Origin of the sequence: Sphingopyxis sp. PET50, assembly GCF_025244705.1 — a bacterium.
Taxonomy (GTDB): Bacteria; Pseudomonadota; Alphaproteobacteria; order Sphingomonadales; family Sphingomonadaceae; genus Sphingopyxis.
Map to the genome: position 1 here is coordinate 1,038,097 of NZ_CP104207.1, position 16,051 is coordinate 1,054,147.

General features: G+C 66.6%; 17 protein-coding genes and 2 pseudogenes. 11 read left to right on the plus strand and 8 right to left on the minus strand.

Annotation, left to right across the window (positions count from 1 at the left end):
* Window positions 1-10: 10 nt before the first annotated feature.
* The 5 genes and pseudogenes from N0A20_RS05355 (at window position 11) to N0A20_RS05370 (ending at window position 3,644) form a co-directional block, all read left to right on the plus strand.
* Window positions 11-610: a phosphotransferase family protein gene (locus N0A20_RS05355; protein WP_260582940.1), complete on the plus strand. Its 600-nt coding sequence runs from the start codon at window positions 11-13 to the stop codon at window positions 608-610.
* A gap of 1 nt (window position 611) precedes the next feature.
* Window positions 612-1,910, plus strand: coding sequence for a phosphopyruvate hydratase (gene eno / locus N0A20_RS05360; RefSeq protein ID WP_260582941.1), 1,299 nt, complete (start codon window positions 612-614; stop codon window positions 1,908-1,910).
* Window positions 1,907-2,572 (plus strand): annotated as a pseudogene (locus N0A20_RS05365) (NAD(P)-dependent oxidoreductase); the annotation flags it as partial. The gene eno and the pseudogene N0A20_RS05365, both read left to right, overlap by 4 nt.
* Before the next feature lie 55 nt (window positions 2,573-2,627).
* Window positions 2,628-2,828 (plus strand): NAD(P)-dependent oxidoreductase, encoded by a 201-nt coding sequence (locus tag N0A20_RS20560; protein WP_409574770.1) that lies wholly within the window; start codon window positions 2,628-2,630, stop codon window positions 2,826-2,828.
* 120 nt (window positions 2,829-2,948) lie between these two features.
* Window positions 2,949-3,644: an alpha/beta fold hydrolase gene (locus tag N0A20_RS05370; RefSeq protein WP_260582943.1), complete on the plus strand. Its 696-nt coding sequence runs from the start codon at window positions 2,949-2,951 to the stop codon at window positions 3,642-3,644.
* Window positions 3,645-3,758: 114 nt separating this feature from the next.
* Here N0A20_RS05370 and N0A20_RS05375 read toward each other — a convergent pair whose 3' ends face one another.
* Window positions 3,759-4,817 (minus strand): uroporphyrinogen decarboxylase family protein, encoded by a 1,059-nt coding sequence (locus tag N0A20_RS05375; protein WP_409574730.1) that lies wholly within the window; start codon window positions 4,815-4,817, stop codon window positions 3,759-3,761.
* A gap of 91 nt (window positions 4,818-4,908) precedes the next feature.
* On the opposite strand from N0A20_RS05375, the gene N0A20_RS05380 reads away from it, so the two are divergent.
* From N0A20_RS05380 to N0A20_RS05390, 3 genes are all read left to right on the plus strand, one after another.
* Window positions 4,909-5,439: an AMP-binding protein gene (locus tag N0A20_RS05380; protein WP_260582945.1), complete on the plus strand. Its 531-nt coding sequence runs from the start codon at window positions 4,909-4,911 to the stop codon at window positions 5,437-5,439.
* A gap of 13 nt (window positions 5,440-5,452) precedes the next feature.
* Window positions 5,453-6,472 (plus strand): AMP-binding protein, encoded by a 1,020-nt coding sequence (locus tag N0A20_RS05385; protein ID WP_260582946.1) that lies wholly within the window; start codon window positions 5,453-5,455, stop codon window positions 6,470-6,472.
* A gap of 72 nt (window positions 6,473-6,544) precedes the next feature.
* A complete protein-coding gene (locus N0A20_RS05390; protein ID WP_260582947.1) occupies window positions 6,545-7,507 on the plus strand; it encodes a helix-turn-helix transcriptional regulator in 963 nt (320 codons plus the stop codon).
* A gap of 5 nt (window positions 7,508-7,512) precedes the next feature.
* Here the strand turns inward: N0A20_RS05390 and N0A20_RS05395 are convergent, their stop codons facing one another.
* On the minus strand, window positions 7,513-7,983 hold the full coding sequence (locus tag N0A20_RS05395; protein WP_260582948.1) for a hypothetical protein: 471 nt from the start codon (window positions 7,981-7,983) through the stop codon (window positions 7,513-7,515).
* A 441-nt stretch (window positions 7,984-8,424) separates the two neighbouring features.
* On the opposite strand from N0A20_RS05395, the gene N0A20_RS05400 reads away from it, so the two are divergent.
* Window positions 8,425-9,636, plus strand: a complete 1,212-nt coding sequence (locus tag N0A20_RS05400) for a TPM domain-containing protein (RefSeq protein ID WP_260582949.1) — start codon at window positions 8,425-8,427, stop codon at window positions 9,634-9,636.
* A 256-nt stretch (window positions 9,637-9,892) separates the two neighbouring features.
* Here N0A20_RS05400 and N0A20_RS05405 read toward each other — a convergent pair whose 3' ends face one another.
* The 6 genes and pseudogenes from N0A20_RS05405 to N0A20_RS05430 all read right to left on the minus strand — a co-directional run bounded on the left by N0A20_RS05405 (window position 9,893) and on the right by N0A20_RS05430 (window position 15,284).
* Window positions 9,893-10,147 carry a hypothetical protein gene (locus N0A20_RS05405; protein ID WP_260582950.1) on the minus strand — a complete coding sequence of 85 codons (255 nt, stop codon included), beginning with the start codon at window positions 10,145-10,147 and terminating at the stop codon, window positions 9,893-9,895.
* Between the two features lie 127 nt (window positions 10,148-10,274).
* Window positions 10,275-10,523: pseudogene (locus N0A20_RS20565) on the minus strand (VOC family protein); the annotation flags it as partial.
* Between the two features lie 90 nt (window positions 10,524-10,613).
* Complete coding sequence (locus N0A20_RS05415) at window positions 10,614-11,273, minus strand: carboxymuconolactone decarboxylase family protein (RefSeq protein ID WP_260582952.1); 660 nt, start codon at window positions 11,271-11,273, stop codon at window positions 10,614-10,616.
* A 146-nt stretch (window positions 11,274-11,419) separates the two neighbouring features.
* Window positions 11,420-11,680 carry a nuclear transport factor 2 family protein gene (locus N0A20_RS05420; RefSeq protein WP_260582953.1) on the minus strand — a complete coding sequence of 87 codons (261 nt, stop codon included), beginning with the start codon at window positions 11,678-11,680 and terminating at the stop codon, window positions 11,420-11,422.
* Window positions 11,681-11,709: 29 nt separating this feature from the next.
* Complete coding sequence (locus tag N0A20_RS05425) at window positions 11,710-12,993, minus strand: MFS transporter (protein ID WP_260582954.1); 1,284 nt, start codon at window positions 12,991-12,993, stop codon at window positions 11,710-11,712.
* Window positions 12,994-13,091: 98 nt separating this feature from the next.
* Entirely contained in the window at window positions 13,092-15,284 is a 2,193-nt protein-coding gene (locus tag N0A20_RS05430; RefSeq protein WP_260582955.1) for a TonB-dependent receptor, read from the minus strand.
* A 132-nt stretch (window positions 15,285-15,416) separates the two neighbouring features.
* On the opposite strand from N0A20_RS05430, the gene N0A20_RS20570 reads away from it, so the two are divergent.
* A complete protein-coding gene (locus N0A20_RS20570) occupies window positions 15,417-15,695 on the plus strand; it encodes a DUF3237 family protein (RefSeq protein WP_409574731.1) in 279 nt (92 codons plus the stop codon).
* Complete coding sequence (locus N0A20_RS05435) at window positions 15,589-15,927, plus strand: DUF3237 domain-containing protein (protein ID WP_260582956.1); 339 nt, start codon at window positions 15,589-15,591, stop codon at window positions 15,925-15,927. The genes N0A20_RS20570 and N0A20_RS05435 overlap by 107 nt, the downstream gene beginning before the upstream one ends.
* Window positions 15,928-16,051 lie beyond the last annotated feature (124 nt).

Sequence of the window (16,051 nt, forward strand, 5' to 3'; positions counted from 1 at the left end):
TGCTGCACAGGTGGGGAAGGGAATCGCCGCGGTCCACGCCGCGACCGCGTATAATGATGGTGACCGCGCCGACTTCCCCAATGACGAGATGTTCCGCGCGCTGCGCGTCGACCCCTTCCTGCTCTATGTTGCGCAGCATGACGCCGAACTCGCGCCCGCGCTGACCGCGCTCGCCGGCGATCTCTCGGCGCGCAAGATCGCGCTCGTCCATGGCGACGTCAGCCCCAAGAATATCCTCGTCAGCGCCGACGGCCCGGTCTTCCTCGACGCCGAATGCGCGGTCTATGGCGACCCCGCCTTCGACCTCGCCTTCTGCACCACGCATTTGCTGCTCAAGGCGGTGTGGTCGGGCGACGCGCGGCTGAACGCGGCGGCCGCCGCGCTCGTCGCGGCCTATCGTCCCGGCATCGACTGGGAGGATGCGGAGGACGTGCTGCTCCGCGCGGGCAAGCTCACCGCCGCGCTGCTCCTCGCGCGCGTCGAGGGCAAGTCGCCCGCACCCTATCTCACCGACCCCGATCACAAACATATCGTGCGCGATCAGGCGCGCGCGCTGATCCGCGCGCCGCAACCGATCGACGCGCTCGTCGCCAATTGGAAAAGGACATAGAATGCCATCGCCCATCGCCTCCGTCACCGGCCGCCAGCTCTGGGATTCGCGCGGCCGCCCCACGGTCGAGGCCGAGGTCACGCTCGCCTCGGGCGCCATCGGCCGTGCCATCGCGCCCGCAGGCGCCTCGCGCGGCGCGCATGAGGCGATCGACCTGCGCGACGGCGGCACCGCCTTCGGCGGCTATGGCGTCGCGCGCGCGGTCGCGGGCATCGGCGCCGAGATCGCGCCTGCGATCATCGGCATGGACTCGCACGATCAGGCCGCGGTCGACGCGGCGCTCTGCGCGCTCGACAACACCCCGAACAAGGCGCGCCTCGGCGCCAACGCCGTCGTCGCCGTCTCGATGGCGGTGCTCCACGCCGCCGCCGCCGATGCGCGGCTGCCCCTGTGGCGCTATCTCGCGGGCGACGCGAAAGTCCGCATCCCACTCCCCGAAATCCAGATTTTCGGCGGCGGCGCGCATGCCGGGCGGCGCACCGACGTGCAGGACTTCATGATCATGTGCCCGAATGCAGGCAGCTTTCGCCGCGCGCTCGAAATAACCGACGATGTCTATCGCGCCGCAGGCAGGCTGATGGAAGCCAAAGGGCCGCTGTCCGGCGTCGCAGACGAGGGCGGCTGGTGGCCCAATTTCGCGTCGAACGAGGATGCGCTCGATACACTGACGAAAGCGATCGAGGCGAGCGGCCACCGCGCCGGCGAGGATGTCTTCATCTCGCTCGACATCGCCGCCAACGAACTCGGCGACTCCTCGGGCTACAGCCTCGCGCTCGACGACGGGCGCCTGACGAGTGAAGCGATGGCCGCGCGCATCATCGAATGGGCGGGCCGCTATCCGATCTTGTCGATCGAGGATCCCGCGGGGCAGGACGACTGGACCGCAATGGCCGCGGTCACCGCCGCGGTCGGCGACCGCGTCCAGATCATCGGCGACGATGTGCTCGTCACCAATGCCGAGCGCGTCGCCCGCGCGGGCGACGCGGGGGTGTGCAACGCGGCGCTGATCAAGGTCAACCAGGTCGGCACCGTCACCGAAGCCAAGGCCGCGCTCGACGCCGCCGTGGCGCGCGGCTGGGGCGCGATCGTCTCGGCGCGCTCGGGCGAGAGCGAGGACGTCACCATCGCGCATCTCGCGACCGGCTGGAACGCGGGGCAATTGAAGGTCGGCAGCTTCACCCGCTCCGAACGCATGGCGAAATGGAACGAAATGCTGCGCATCGAGGAAGCCATGGGCGATGACGCGATTTTCGCCGGCTTCTCGGCCTTCGCGGGTTCGATCGGCGCGGTCGCGGCATGATCGTCCTCCACGCGCGTCCGAGCCCGGGATTCCGCGAGGCGGTCGATAAGATATTCGGTCCGGGCGTCGTGACGCATGTCGACGAGGCCGCGCCGCTCGACGCGGTCGCGCCCGACATCACCGCGCTGCTCCATGTGCTGACCCCGGTGACGCCCGAGTTCATCGCCTCGGCGCCGAACCTCAAATTGATCCAGAAGCTCGGCGTCGGGGTGAACACTATCGCGCTCAGCGCGGCGCGGGAGCATGGCGTCGCGGTGTGCAACATGCCCGGCACCAACAGTCAGGCGGTCGCCGAAATGGCGCTGTCGCTGATGATGGCGGTGCTGCGCCGCACCTGCTTCTTCGATGCGCGCACGCGCGCCGGGGAGGGCTGGACCGCCGACCCGTCGGAACTCGATCAGGTAGGCGAGATCGGCGGGCGCACCATCGGCCTCGTCGGCTTCGGCCATTCGGCGCGGCTGCTCGCCCCCGCGCTCGCGGCACTCGGCGCGAGGATCGTTTATACCGCGCGCGGCCCGCGCGACGTGCCCTATGAATTTCTGCCGCTCGACGAACTGCTCGCCACAAGCGACATCGTATCGCTGCACATGCCTTTGACCGACGAAACGCGCGCCAGCATCGATCCCTTCGCGATGAAGAAGGGCGCGGTGCTGGTGAATACCGCGCGCGGCGAACTGGTCGATCAGGCGAAATTGGCCGACGCGTTCGCCTCGGGCCATTTGCGGGGCAGCCGGCCTCGACGTCTTCGCCGAGGAACCGCTCCCGCCCGGCAATCCGCTGCTCGGCCTGCCCAATGCGGTGCTTGCGCCGCACATCGCCTGGCTCACCCCCGAAACGCTCGTGCGCAGCCTGACCGTCGCGCACGAAAACTGCCGCCGCCTCGTTGCCGGTGAAGACCTGCTGCATCGGGTGGTTTAAGCGCTACCCTCTTTGCCGTTCGTGCTGAGCTTGTCGAAGCACTGGTCTTTCTTGCCGCAGAGCAAGGACGACCCTTCGACAAGCTCAGGGCGAACGGATGACCGAAACGAAAGTGCTCTCATGTCGTCGCTCCCCATCGTCCTCATCACCGGCCAGCTCCTCACCAAAGCCGTCTGGCGGCCGCTTCTCGACGCCTGGTTCGACCGCGAGGTCATCGTCGCCGACAATCAAAGCGACGACACGATCGAGGGCTTCGCTGAGCGCCTGCTCGCCGATGCGCCGCCCAAATTCATCCTCGTCGGTCATGCGATGGGCGGCTTCATCGCTTTCGAGGTGATGCGCCGCGCCCCTGAGCGCGTCGCCAAACTCGCACTCATCGCGACGCTCGCCTCCGCCGACGGCCCCGCGCAGACCGCGCGGCGGCAGGGCTATATCGACCTTGTCGAGAGCGGGAAGTTCGACCAGGTCGTCGAGGAGCGCATCCCGATCCTCTTCCCGGAAGAGAAACGGAATGACGAACGCCTGCTCGGCATCGCGCGGCAGATGGCGTCGGATACCGGCGCCGACACCTTCCTTGCCCAGCAGCGTGCGATCATGGCGCGCATCGACAGCCGCCCGCGCCTCGGCGAGATCGCGGTGCCGGTGCTGCTGATCTGGGGCGAAAAGGACGGCATCACCAGCCGCGCGCATCATGACGAGATTGCGGCTGCGATCCCCGGTGCCCGGCTCGAGGTGATCGCCGGGGCAGGGCATTTGCCGACGGTCGAGGCGCCGGAGCTGGTGGTGCCGTTGCTGACGGAATTTATCGCTTCATAGCCAGCAAGAAATCCCGTTCGCCCTGAGCTTGTCGAAGGGCCGTTCTTTCTTTCAGCGTTGCCAAAAGAAGGACGGTGCTTCGACAAGCTCAGCACGAACGGAAACGGGAGAGAGTTACTTCAACTCCCCCCTCACAATCGCCGCGCCGTCGACCATCGCTTGCAGCTTGGCCTGTGAATGCTCCCGGCTGTGATATTTCATCCCGCAATCGGGCGCGATCCACAGCCGCTCCGCATCGACGTAACGCAAAGCCTCGCGAATGCGCCCCGCGACGACCTCGGGTGTCTCCACCTCGGGGACCGACAGATCGAGCACGCCGTACATGATCGTCTTGGTGGGCAGTTCGGCCAGGATCGCAGGGTCGAGCCCCGGCTGCGCCGCCTCGATCGAGATCACGTCAATGTTGGAGGCTTCCAACTCGGCGAGGAAGTCATAGGCCTTGGGCTTGGGCCCCGTCGCCCCCGCGCCGTGGTGCACCATCGCATATCCGAAGCAGACGTGCAGTGCGGTCGTCCCGCCGACCCCGTCGAGCGCGCGGTTGATCGCCTCGATCGCATAATATTGCGCCTCGTCGGCGCGCGCCTGCAGATAGGGTTCGTCGAGCTGGACGACATCGACCCCCGCCGCGAACAGATCCTTCACCTCGGCATTGACCGCATCGGCATAGTCCATCGCGAGCGATTTGGCGTCGGGGTACCAGCCATTCTCGGCCTGCTGCGTCATCGTGAAGGGGCCGGGCAGGGTGAGTTTCACCGGCTTCGTCGAATGGCGGCGGAGGAAGGCGGCGTCCTGCGCCTCGATCGGCGCCACGCGCCGGATCGGCCCCGACACCAGCGGCACCGGATTGGCGTTGCCCGTGCGGTCGATCGCCGTCCCGTGCTTCTCCGTATCGATCCCCGACAGCGCGGTCGCCAGCCGGTTCGAATAGCTTTCGCGGCGCATCTCGCCGTCGCCGACGATGTCGATGCCGATCTCCTCCTGATCGCGGATCGCCATCAGCGTCGCGGCCTCCTGCGCCTCGGCCAGCCAGGGTTCGGGGATGCGCCACAGCGTCTCGGCGCGGACCCGCGGCGGCAGGCTTGCCTTCAGCCGCTCGCGGTCGATCAGCCAGTCGGGCTGGGGGTAGCTTCCAACGATCGTTGTCGGCAATATGGGGTGGTCGAACAAGGCCAATCCTCTCGATTTTTGGGCTGGCCAAACATTTGCTTAGTATTCTATCTAATTCAAGAGAAATTGACCAGAAATCGACCTGATGGAGAGCGAAATGATCGATCTGGATGCCATCCGGACCCTGGCCCATATCCCGGGCGCGCAGGCGCGTGCGCGCGGCGACGCGATCGCCGTGAAGTTCGGCGACCGCGAAACGAGCTTCGCCGATCTCGACCGGCAATCGAACCGCGTCGCGAACGCGCTGATCGCGTCGGGCATCCGGCCCGGCGACCGCATTTCGACGCTCACCAAGAACCACGACGCCTGGTACCCGCTCTTCTTCGGCACCGCGCTTTCCCGCGCCTGTTTCGCGCCGATCAACAACCGCCTCGTCGCGGCCGAAGTCGGCTTCATCGTCGGCGACGCGGCGCCGAAATATCTCTTCGTGGGCGAGGATTTCTTCGACTGCGCGCTCGCCGCCGTCGCGGGCCTCGCGAACCCGCCGCGCCTCGTCGCGCTCTACGGCGAGCATCCCGCGTTCGAGCCCTTCGACCAGTGGCTCGGCGAAGCGTCCGACGCGGCGCTGCCCGGTCCCGAATTGACCGACGACGTGCTGCAACTCTACACCAGCGGCACCACCGGCTAAGCCCAAGGGCGTCGTGCTGACCCACCGCAATTACCGCGCCTTCCTCGAGGCCGCGACCGAGGTCGACGGCTTCGCCTATGGCGAGGACGAGACGGTCATCATCGTCATGCCGCTGTTCCACGTCGCGGGCACCAATGTCAGCTTTTCGGGGTTGGCGCAGGGCGGCCGCCTACTACTCGTCAAGGATTTTACGCCCGCCGATGCGATACGCATGCTGCGCGAGGAAAAGGTCGCCCACGCCTTCCTCGCCCCCGCGATGATCCAGATGATGCTGATGCAGCCCGACGCGAATTCGGGCTCCTATCCGGCGCTCCAGTCGATCGCCTATGGCGCCTCGCCGATCGCCGAGGATGTGCTGCGCCGCGCGCGGGCGACCTTCGGCTGCGATTTCGTGCAATTCTACGGCATGACCGAATCCGCCGGCGGGGGTTCCTATCTCTCGCCGAGCGCGCATGACCTGCCCGGCAAGCTCACCTCGTGCGGCAAGGCCTGGCCCGGCGTCGACCTCGCGATCCTCGACGGCGAGGGCAGGGAACTCGGCGACGGCGCGATCGGCGAGATCGCGATCCGCGGCGGCATCGTGATGAAGGAATATTGGAACCGCGCCGCCGCGACCGAGGAAACGCTCGCGGGCGGCTGGCTCCACACCGGCGACGTGGGTTACCGCGACGCCGACGGCTTCTATTTCGTCCACGACCGCATCAAGGACATGATCGTGTCGGGGGGCGAGAATGTCTATCCAGCCGAGGTCGAAAGCGCGATCATGGGCTGTCCCGGCGTCGCCGACGTCGCGGTGATCGGCGTCCCCGACGACAAATGGGGGGAGTCGGTGAAGGCGCTGGTGGTGCCGTCCGCCGACGGTTCTCCCGATCCCTCCGCCGTCATCGCCTGGGCGCGCGAACGCATCGCGGCGTACAAGGCGCCCAAGAGCATCGACTTCATCGACGCGCTGCCGCGCAATCCGTCGGGCAAGGTCCTCCGCCGCGAACTGCGCGCGCCCTATTGGGAGGGCAAGGGCCGGGCGGTGGGCTGATATCCGGCGCCTTGCGTCGCGGCCTCGACTGCGTCATCAATCGGCGATCCCCATTGAGCCGGAGGTCGCGCCATGCCGTCCAGATCCTTCCGCTTCTCGCTCCGGGACGTGCCGGCTCCCCTGCGTCATGAAACGATGCGGGAGGTCGTCGGGCGCGCCATGATGAACATGGATTTCGTGCCCTTCACCGAGAGCCTGTCGATGGAGATCGAAGGACGGCTGCTGCCCGGCGTGACGATCACCGACGCATGGATTTCGGGGCACCGGGCGGATACCGGCTATGACCGGTCGCGCGACAGCGACGATTTCGCGCTTGTCTGGAGCAGTTCGCCCGCGCGCGGGATGATGAGCCAGTTCGGCAAGGATCATCCCGCCGACGGATCCGGGGTGCTGATTTCCTGCGCCGACCGGATGACCGCCGATACGCGCGAGACCTTTCATCATGTGACCGTCAAGATGCAGCGCGCGGCGCTGTCGCCGCTGCTTCCCGACGTCGAGGCGATGCTCACCCGGCCGGTCGCCGCCGACAACGACGCGCTGCGCCTGCTCGCCTCCTATATCGCCAGCTTCCGGTCGCTCGACAGCCCGGCGCCGGAACTCGACCATGTCGTGGCGACGCACATCGTCGATCTCGTCGCGCTGGCGGTCGGGACGAACCGCGATGCCGCCGAACAGGCTTCGCGGCGCGGCCTGCGCGCGGCGCGGCTCGACGCGGTGAAGCGCTGGGTGCTCGCCCGGCTCGCCTCGCCCGACCTCGGCGTCGCGCAGGCGGCGGCGGCGGTGCGGCTCAGCCCCCGGTCGGTGCAGCTGTTGTTCGAACAGGACGGAACAACCTTCACCGCCTATGTGCTGCGCGAGCGGCTGGCGCTCGCCCGGCATCGTCTCGCGGCGCCGGGTTTCGCGGGGCGGACGATCAGCGAAATCGCTTATGGCTGCGGCTTCGGCGACCTCAGCTATTTCACGCGCAGCTTTCGCTCCGCCTATGGCGAGACGCCGTCGGACGCTCGCCACAAAGCGATGGGCGGGCGCCGCTAGGCGGATCAGCTCTGGCTTGCCAGCGCCTCGCGGCACTTGCCGTCGACCTCGCCGGTAACCCAGGTCGCGAAATCCTCGAACTCGCGCTTGTCGAACTCGGCCTGCACCGCGGCGTCGGCGTCGCGGACCGCCTGCGCGGCATCGCCGGGGGTCTTGCCGATCGTGCCGGCGATCTGCTCGGCCATCCCGGCAAAGGCCGTCGCCGCGGCCTCGCGCTGGGTCGCGCGGGTGGCGAGGTCTTCGGCATCGCTGCCGCTGCTCTGCTTCGCGAGGATGCCATAGAGTTTCGACACCGATTTGAGCTTGGCCGAGCAATCGGCGGCGAGCGCCAGGCCCGACTCGCCCGACAGCGCCGACGGGGCGGCATCGGTCGCCCCTTTCGCGCCGTCCCCCGCCTCCTTGTCCGTGGACCCCGAACAGGCGGTGAGCGTCGCCACGGCGGCGAGCGTGATCGAAATGAGCATAAGTCGCGACATCGGACAAAATCCCCCTTGGATGACAATCCTCGAACGGCCATCATCTTGAACCGGTGGGCGGCGGGCCGTCTTGGTCCACCGCGCAACGATGGTTTGTCGGCAAACGAAATCGGCCGGGCGCGCGGGGCATGGAAATCCGCCAGCCCTTTGGGATGGGCGGCGATCCCGTTGGTCCTGTCCCTTCGTCATTGTTTCGCTTCGCTTGCAATGACGAGGAATAGGGATGCCTAAGGCCCCGCCTTTCGCTTCCGGGCAATCGCCGCTGCGCCACAGGCCAAGACAATGCGCGGCTGAGCGGCACTAGGATCCCGCCGCGGCAAGGGGCGGACGTCGCGGTGGCTTGAGGGGAAGGAGATGCAGGGCTTCGAATCTCCCGTGCGGTCGGTCCGGCGCGGTCGGAATCGGGCTTCCCGCCCTATCGTCGCCGGCGCGCTCGGCTGGTTGGCGGCCATCTGCATCCTGTTTCCGTTGCTCGCGGTACCGGCGATGGCGACGCTCGCTTTTCCGGATCGCGAGCGGCGGGCGGTCGTCGATGCCGCCGCGGTCATCCCCGACGACGCCGAGGCCGCGCTCGATGCCCGCATCGTCGCCTGGAACCGCGCGACCGGACACCAGTTCGTCGTCGCCACCGTCCCCAGCCTGCAGGGACGGCCGATTTCCGACTATGGCTATCAACTGCTCCGGCACTGGGGCTTGGGGCGGGCCGATGCCGACGACGGAGTCATCCTCCTCCTCGCGCCCACCGAACGCGAGGTCCGGATCGAGGTCGGCTATGGCCTCGAAGCGCAACTGACCGACGCCGCATCGGGGCGGATCATCGCCGAAACGATCCGGCCCGCGCTGCGCCGGGGCGACATTGCCGGCGCGCTCGGTGCGGGGGCGGACCGGATCATGGCCGTGCTCGCGGCGCCAGAAGCGCCCGTGCCTTTGGTGTCGCCGCCGCCGGAGTCCGGCTTCAGTCTCACCAACAGCATCATCGGCGTGGTCTTTCTGCTCTTCCTGCTCGCGGTGACCGGTCTTCTCCTGTGGTGGGGCGGCCGGATGCTGATCGCGATCGCGCGCGGGCTGTGGCGCGGCGTCGTGGCGGTGTCGCGCTTTTTCGCGCGCCTCTGCGACCGCTACTGGGTCTATCTGTGGCCGCTCCCGCTGCTCTTTCCGGAACCGGCGGCGCGGTCGCGCGCCAGGCGGCAGGCCGAGCGCGAACGGCGCGCGGAGGAGGAGGCGGGGCGAAAGCAGCGCGCCGCCGAAGCCGCCGCGAAAGCGGAGGCCGAGCGCAAGCAATGGGCGGCGCGCGAGGCCGAAAGGAAAAAGGCCGAAAGGGCCGAGCGCGCCGCGCTGCGCGAACGCTATGGCAAGGGCTATGACCGGCACCCGCGCTGGTGCCCGTTCGAGAAGCGCATCCTCGAACTGCACGAAACCGAAAAGCTCGCCGAACGCGACCGCAAGATCGCCAAAATCGCCGCGGCCAACCAGCGCGCGATCGAGGAGCAGGAACGGCTGCGCGCCTCGCGATATTCGAACGAGCCGTCGTCGAACTGGTACGACCGCTACAATCAGGATTCGGGCGGCGGCGGTTGGGACAGTGGCTATGATTCGGGTTTCGACAGCGGCGGCGGTTCGGGCGGCGGCGGCGGTGCCGACGACCGCTATTGATGGCGGTCAGCGGATTTCGGGCGGTTGCGGTCATTTATCTCCCCTCCCTGCAAGGGAGGGGCTGGGGGTGGGTGGCCGCCGAAGGCGGCGCTCTTCCTTCTTGCTCGCTGCGCTCGCTACCCACCCCTAACCCCTCCCTAAAAGGGAGGGGAATGACTGCAATCCACCCCAAAGCCGTCGCCAGCACACGAACTGGCATCGACACAAAAAAGCCCGGCGCACGCACCGGGCCATGAGGGTCCCTCTCGATGAATCTCTATTCGGCCGGCGCCATCGTGCCCGCCAGCGCCGCGTCGTTGGCGGCGAACGCCGTGTTGCGCAGGATCATGCCTTCGCGCTTCGTGCCGTCGGCCTGCACCGGGTCGTGCGCGATGTCGTTTTCGTCGAGCGCCCGCGTCCATGCCGCGAACTCGAGGCACACGCCGTCGGGGTCGAAGAAATAGACCGACCGGACATAGACGTCGTCGTTCATTTCGGGCGACGCCTGGTTCGGCGAATTGTCGTGGTTCATGATCGGCGTCGCGTCGATGCCCTTGGCGACCAGCCGCTGATAATATTCCTCGAACTTTTTCGCCGAGCACGTTGAAGGCGATGTGATTCATCGAGCCATGCGCCGACATGAAATTGCCGCGCGTCGGCAGCGCCGCGGGCGCCGCGATGCCGGGCGCCGCCTCGGGCGCTTCGGGGAACCAGAAAAAGGCGAGGCTGTCGCCATTGCCCAGGTCGAAGAAGAAATGCTGCCCGCGCCCGCCCGGCAGGTCGATCGTCTTGACCAGCGGCATGCCCAATATGTCGCGATAGAATTCGACCGTCTTCGCCATATCCTTGCACACCAGCGCCAGATGGTTGACGCCGCGGAATTCGAACTCGCTGTTCGTCGCTGCCATGATCCTTCTCCTTTCAGTCCCCGGCGGACCCTCAGGGTTCCCGCCTTTCCTTATGCTGTCGTTCCTATCACCGATCGCGATAATGGTCAATTAAGTTGACGGTTTCCCGGCCGCCGGGCGCGGCGCGCTCAGGAAGTCGGCGGCATCGAATCCCTCGGGCGCCGCGACCTCGACGATCGGGTCCTCGCGCGCGTCATATTCCAGGCGCAGCGCGCGGGTGATCACCGCGTGCATGTCGTACAGGCAGGTGATGTAGGTGAATTCGAAAATCTGCTCGTCGTTCCAGAAGGTCCTCAATTTGTCGAACACCTCCAGCGGCACGCGCCCGCCCGCCTGGCTCAGGCAGTCGGCATAGGCCAGCACCGCGCGCTCCCGCTCGTCATAGCAGTCGGCGACGGTCCAATAAGCGATCGCCGCGATCTTCTCCTCGCCCACGCCCAGCCCGCGCAGCGACTTGCAATGCTGCGAGAAAACGAACTGGCTGCCCTTGACCCAGCCCGCGCGCGTCTGGCCCAGCTCGCGCAGCACCGGATCGATCGTGCGCGCCGGATTGCGATAGACGGCGAAGCCCTTGACCGCATGGTCGAAAATGTCGGGCGACAGCGCGAACACCGTCCACCAGTCGCCCGGCGTGCCGGTCGCGGTGCCGGGCTCGGCGACGGGGTCGCGGTCGCCGAACAGCCGGTTGTAATAGGCGAGAACGGTCTCGTCGGTGACGTCCGAACGGGGAACCTGGCGCAGGACGGGCATCAAAAACTCCTCATGCACTGGCGAACTTGCGGAACTCGGCGACATGCGCGCTGTCGAAATATTCGTCGAGCCGCACGATTCTGCCATCCTCGACCTTGCAGACGATCGCGCAGGGCAGGCGCACCGCGACATCGTCATGCGTGCGCTTAGCCTTTCAGCACATGCTGCTGCACGAAACCGCCCGGAAAGACGGTCAGCCGCCGGTCGGCATATTCGCGGCCCCTGATCCGCGCCACCATGCCTGTCAGCGTCGCTGCGGTCTGGTCGCGCGTGACGATCGTCTCGTCCGTGTTGTGCCAGATCTCGGCGCCGGGCGCGAAGCTCTCGCGCATCGTCTCGATATCGCCCGCCTCGATCGCGTCGAAAAAGCGCGTCGCCATCGCGCGGATATCGGCTTCGCCGTCCATATGCCTATTCTCCCGCCTGTCCCGCGAAATCATTTTCCAGATGCCGCGTCATCGCGAACTGCGCGAGCCCCGCCGCCACGGCGACGGGAACCAGCGCCATCAGCGCCCAACGCAAACTGTCGTCGCCATGGAGGGGTTTCAGCGCATCGCTGACCGCCCCCGCGAAGAGCGGCCCGCCGCCCAATCCGACGATGTTGAACATCAGCATCAGCAGCGCGACCGAGGTGGCGCGCGAGCGCGGCTGCGTCAAATTCTGCACCAGCGCGAGGGCGGGAGCGATATAGACGGTGCAGGCCACCATCGGCACGAGCATCAGCGCCAGCGAGAGCTGCCAGCTGTCGACGAGCAGCGCGGCGATCAGGCTCGGCACCAGCACCGCGGTGGCGAGCGCGGGCATGGCGCCATAGGCGCGCGGCGAACGGGCGGCGAAGCGGCTGACCAGCCATCCCCCGCCCACTATGCCGATGCCATAGGTGATGCCGAGCGCTCGCCGCATACCAGCTCGCCATCGCCTCCAGCGGCATCTTTTGCGTGCGCATCAGAAAGGCGGGAATCCAGTTGAGCATCCCATAGCTGACGAAGGCCGCGAGGCCGCTGCCGATCATCACCAGCCGCAGCGAGGGCAGGCGGACGAAGGCGGCGAAGCAATCGAGAAAGCCCGGGCTTTCTTCCGTCGCCGCTCGTGCGTCCATCTGCCCGCGCGGCGGCTCGCGGACCAGCCACACCAGCAGCGGCGCGACGATCAGCCCGGCCAGCCCGACGGCCAGAAAGGCGCTGCGCCACCCGATCGCCGCCGCCGCCCAGGCGCCAAAGGCGGTGCCGACGAAGACGCCGAAGGGGCCGTTGAGCGTGAAGATGCCGGAGATCAGGGGCCGCTGCGCCGGCGGATAATAGTCGGCGAGCACCGACAGCGACGGCGCCGTGCCGCCCGCTTCGCCCGCGCCGACGCCGAACCGCATCGCCGCGAGCTGCCAGAAATTGGACACCATGCCGCAAGCCGCGGTGAAGCCGCTCCACACGACGCAGGCGATGCCGATCAGCTTCACCCGGTTCCAGCGGTCGGCGATCATCGCCACCGGCACCCCGGCGGCGGCATAGAAGAGCGCGAAGGCGAAGCCGGTCAGCAGCCCGAATTGGGTATCGCTGAAATCCATCTCGGCGCGGATCGGCTCGACCAGCACCGACAGCAATTGCCGGTCGACGAAATTGATCGTGCCGACGAGGAACAGCATCGCCAGCGCGACGTTGCGGCGGAGCGCCAGCCCCGCCGTCATGGCGCCGCCGTCGAGGGGAGAGGCGGAGGCTTGCGTCATGTCGTTCCTTTGTGGCCGCGGCGGCTGTATCGCCCGTTCCGCGGCATATGAAATTGCGGCGGACCGCTCGCTTCGAGCGGCCCGCCGTCGTGGGACCCCTAGAATTTCACCCCCGCCTCGATCGCGATGTTGCGCGGCGGTTCGACGAACAGGATCGCGCGCGTCGAGGTGGTGATCGGCACCGGCAGGCGGAAGGCGCTGCCCGTGGTCAGCTTGTCGGTCAGATTCTTGCCGACCAGCGCGACGTGCCAGCGTTCGTCCTGCGGCGCGAACTGGATGCGCAGGTCGAGTTTCGCATAGCCTTTCTGATAACCATAGAGCGGGCTCTGGTCGTCGGAGTCGAAGAACCCCGACCGCCCGCCCAGCACCGCCGTTCCGTCGAGCTTGTAATCGCTGACGTCGACGCGCCCGTGGACCGCGACATTGCCGGTGAACTTCGACGTGTAGGGCAGGCGACCGCCGCTTTGGTCGCAGATCGTTCCGGTCATGCCGGCAAGGCATGGCGCGTCGGGATAGCTGTCGTACTTGATGTCCTGATAGGCGGCCGACCCGGTGATGTCGAAATAGCGGCTGGGCGCAATACGCAGCGATCCTTCGATCCCCTTGGCGGTCGCCGACGCCGCATTCTTGGTGATGTAGGACGAGGTATCGGGATCGTAGCCCGAGGTCTGGAGATTCTTGAATTTCGTGTTGTACAGCGACACGTTGAAGGTCGCCCGCCCGTCCCACAGCGTCGACTTGATGCCCGCCTCCCAGTTGCGCGAGCGTTCGGGCTTGTAGATGAAGGTGGAATTGATCGTGCCGAGCGTGTTGGACACGAAGCCGCCCGATTTCGATCCCCGGCCATAGACCGCATAGACCATCAGGTCGCGCGAGAGATCGTACTGAACCGTGATCGACGGATCGGTCAGGCTCTCGCGGATCGACCCGCTCGCCGAGGTCAGCGCCCGGAAGATCTGCCCGCTGATCAGCTTGCCGCTGAACGTGCCGTCCTTGTGCGTGTTGGTGTGGCGCAGGCTGCCGATGATGCGCAGGCCGTCGAACGGACGCAGCGTCGCCTGGCCGAACGCCGACAACGTGCGCGATTCCTGGTGGAAATAAAGCTGGTTCAGCGAGACGATGTTGAACGCCAGCACATTGTAATAGAGAAACGGATTCACATTGTAGCGCGCCGTGTCGTAATAAGCGCCCACCACATATTCCAGAGTGCCGCCGGTCGGCGACAGCAGGCGGACCTCCTGCGAAAACTGGCGGAAATTCTCGGGATATTTGTTCGCGACCGAATTTTCGACGATGGTGCCGGTCGGCGTCTGCTGGTCGAAATAATTGGTCACATGGCCCTTGAACCAGCTATAGCCGGTGATCGAGGTCAGCGTGTGCGAACCGATCTCGACATTGGCGTTGACCGAGGCGAGGACCGACTCGTTGCTGTATCCTTCGCGGCCGAGCGGATTCTCCTCGGTGAAGCGCGTCAGCTTGGGCTGCTGCCCGGTGTCGACCGGGCTCGACACGCCCAGCCCGCCGATGCGGTCGTAATTGGAATATTCGAGCTTGGCCGACAGGTCGAAGCCGTCGGCGGGCTCCCACAGCGCGCTCAGGCGGACGAGCTGCAGCTTGTTGCGCGGATCGTCGCGGCCGGTGCCCAGATTCTCGATATAGCCGTCCTGATTCTGCAACCGCGTCGCGAGGCGCAGGCTCAGCGTGTCCGAAACGGGGCCGGAGACATAGGCGGTCAGGTCATAGCCTTCGAGGTCGAAGTTGTAATTGGCCGTGACCGCGCCCTCGAAGATCGAGGTCGGGCTGGCGCTGACGACGCTCACCGCGCCCGCGGGCGTGTTCTTGCCATAGAGCGCGCCCTGCGGCCCGCGCATCACCTCGACGCGCGCAACGTCGAAGAAGGGGTTGAGCGCCTGGCGCATCTTGCCGGCATAGATGCCGTCCATATAGACGCTGACCGCCTGATCGAACGAGAAATTCTGCGGCGGCGACCCGAAGCCGCGGATATAGATGGTGTCGTTGCCGTTGGTCTGCTGGACAAAGACGTTCGGGACATAATTCTGCACCGCCTTGAAATCCACCGCGGCGAAATCGGCGAGGCGCTCGCCGCTCACCACCTCCATCGAGATCGGAACATCCTGCAAGCTCTGTTCGCGCTTCTGCGCGGTGACGATGATTTCGTCACTGCCGCCCTCGTCGGCGACCGGCGCATCCTGCGCCATCGCCGACGCGGCGCAGCCGATCATCGCGGCGACCGCGACACCCGACAGCAGAAATTGATGGAAGCCCTTCATGCGCACCCTCCCTTGAGTGATTATGCCGACGGTAGCGGGCGTCGAAAACGCCTACCGCATCCGTCAATCTGATTGACCCTTAGTATACTAATTGTTTTATGCTTGTCCAGAGCCTCACAAGCAGGAGTCGAAATGTGGAGCAGGATTTTTCAACAGACGCGCTTAGCCGGGCTTTCGAGCCGCTTCCTGTGCACGGTGGAGTTCGAGGTCGGCGGCGGCATCTTTGCGGTCGGCGCGTCGCCTTTCGGCGACCAGCGTGTCGGCTATATCTCGGGCGGCCGCTTTTTCGGTCCGCGAATCAATGGTGTGGTGTTGCCGGGCGGCGGCAACTGGTCGCGCGCTCGGCCGTCTCGCCTCGGGCGCGGCGGTCGGTACCTTCGATGCCCGTGCGGTATGGCGGACCGACGATGACGACCTCGTCTATCTGAGCTACAGCGGCCGCAGCATCGTCCCCGATGATGTCCGCGCCGAATTCGCCGATCCCGCTGCGCCGCCCGTCGATCCGTCGCGCTACTATCTGCGAATCGCGCCCGTGTTCGAAACCGCGAGCGCCAGATACGACTGGCTCAACGGCCTGCTCGCGGTGGGAGTCGGCGAACGCACCGACTTCGGCGTGCGGCACCGGATCTACGAGATCGTCTGATGAATTGCGGTGCTGCCGGCTTCGGGCGAGGGCGGCCAAAAGCGATCCTCCCCCAACGGGGGAGGGGGACCACCCGAAGGGTGGTGGAGGGGCACGCGAGGTTCACACGGCGCCAGATCGTGAG

Coding starts and splice junctions, on each gene's coding strand:
- eno (WP_260582941.1), top strand. CDS start 612: ATGCCATCGCCCATCGCCTCCGTCACCGGCCGCCAGCTCTGGGATTCG.
- N0A20_RS05370 (WP_260582943.1), top strand. CDS start 2,949: ATGTCGTCGCTCCCCATCGTCCTCATCACCGGCCAGCTCCTCACCAAA.
- N0A20_RS05380 (WP_260582945.1), top strand. CDS start 4,909: ATGATCGATCTGGATGCCATCCGGACCCTGGCCCATATCCCGGGCGCG.
- N0A20_RS05390 (WP_260582947.1), top strand. CDS start 6,545: ATGCCGTCCAGATCCTTCCGCTTCTCGCTCCGGGACGTGCCGGCTCCC.
- N0A20_RS05395 (WP_260582948.1), bottom strand. CDS start 7,983: ATGTCGCGACTTATGCTCATTTCGATCACGCTCGCCGCCGTGGCGACG.
- N0A20_RS05405 (WP_260582950.1), bottom strand. CDS start 10,147: ATGAACCACGACAATTCGCCGAACCAGGCGTCGCCCGAAATGAACGAC.
- N0A20_RS05415 (WP_260582952.1), bottom strand. CDS start 11,273: ATGCCCGTCCTGCGCCAGGTTCCCCGTTCGGACGTCACCGACGAGACC.
- N0A20_RS05420 (WP_260582953.1), bottom strand. CDS start 11,680: ATGGACGGCGAAGCCGATATCCGCGCGATGGCGACGCGCTTTTTCGAC.
- N0A20_RS05425 (WP_260582954.1), bottom strand. CDS start 12,993: ATGACGCAAGCCTCCGCCTCTCCCCTCGACGGCGGCGCCATGACGGCG.
- N0A20_RS05430 (WP_260582955.1), bottom strand. CDS start 15,284: ATGAAGGGCTTCCATCAATTTCTGCTGTCGGGTGTCGCGGTCGCCGCG.
- N0A20_RS20570 (WP_409574731.1), top strand. CDS start 15,417: ATGTGGAGCAGGATTTTTCAACAGACGCGCTTAGCCGGGCTTTCGAGC.